Genomic DNA, 1,361 nt, shown 5'->3' with positions numbered 1-1,361 from the left:
TCTTTGTGTTTGACCAAGTTCTCTTCTTTCTCTTTCAGTGGTCTAATTTCCATTCCATACCAGCATCCATCCTCACCTCTGTACCTTAGTGGTGGTAATGTGCAAGATCGGCAGCACCACTCTGTTATGAGTTTTCCAGAAGCAGTAGTTGTTCTTAAAGAGGGTCCTCTATTTCCACAGTCCTCAGTCACCACCACTGTGGTTCCTTCGCAGAATTCAAAGTCCATCTCAAGCCTGCCTAGGTGCCAGGGTCCTGCCGTTTGTGTGTGATAGCCTGGTCTGTAATTGTGTTGTGACACTGGTCCTGCAAAATTTTTTGGAATTATCATCTCACTTTCTAACACTCCATTACTCCAGAGAGTGTGTGACTTTGGCCAGTTGCAGCTTTTAACTTCAATGAAAGAGGCTTTCTCAATCTTCCATGTGTCATTGAGTGCGCTTTCTATCCAATAACCCATATCGGCGTGGACGGCTCTGTTGTCTTTTATGGCTGCTGACATGAGTTTTGAGTCACAAAATACATCCTGCTTTTCTTTCAATTTCAGCCATATGTTGGTGGTGAATACTCCAAAGCCATAGTCTTCAACTTCTAGTGAGTTCCAAGCTCTGTTTGTGTTGGGACATTCTGCTGTTTCGGGGCCATCAATGAGAAAGGTGTGGTTATGAAGTTCTGTGGAGAGCATTTTCGCTTTCCCCCATGTTTTCCAAGAGTACTTCAGCTCAGTGGGTTGAGGCCGCAGGGATCGTTTTCCTGCCTGCATGATTCCTTTAATGTCTCCTGTCATGATAGTCAACTTCACCTCATTTTCTGATAGAATGTGATTCAGTTCTTGTGTTATTTGTTTCCACATCAGATTCTCCAGTCTTGTTACTGAGCGGATTCCGCAAATGCCTTCTTCGTGAGCCTTCTGGATAGCTGAAGCCAGCTTTGAAGGGGATTCTGGTTGGAATTTGTATTGTTCTGTCCATGTGTGTACATTGTCTGTGATAAAAATCCCACTGCCACATTTCAGTTCCTTGTTTTTCCAACTCACAACGCAACCACTATCGGCCTGCACCATAACTCCCAAATACAATGTCACGACCCCCACTAATACTAGTGACACAGACAGTGAGGTGCTGCGTGAATTCATTCCTATCCATGTGATGACGACTCCTATGAGGATTTTCATAGTCCATGAAACCCCACTGAAGGCAGCCCCATAGATTGCTCCAAAGACTTGGTGGAGGGCTTTTCCTATGGATGTGAACACCCCTCCCAAGGATCCAAAATCCCAAGCTGTGTCACCTAAAATGGCCATTCTCTTCGCTCCTCTCATTGTTGTCTCAAACATTTGGCCAATAGAACCTCCATTCGGGGA

General features: G+C 45.0%; 1 protein-coding gene. It reads right to left on the bottom strand.

From position 1 onward, the window contains the following. Positions 1-1,301: hypothetical protein (locus DCM90_RS10260; RefSeq protein WP_165815268.1), on the bottom strand; the 1,301-nt coding region annotated here is incomplete at its 3' end. Positions 1,302-1,361: the final 60 nt, after the last annotated feature.

The sequence above is a fragment of the Levilactobacillus bambusae genome (genome assembly GCF_003124125.1).
Classification (GTDB): domain Bacteria; phylum Bacillota; class Bacilli; order Lactobacillales; family Lactobacillaceae; genus Levilactobacillus; species Levilactobacillus bambusae.
Note: the sequence above shows the minus strand (reverse complement) of the source record. Positions and strands in the feature narration are given on the sequence as shown.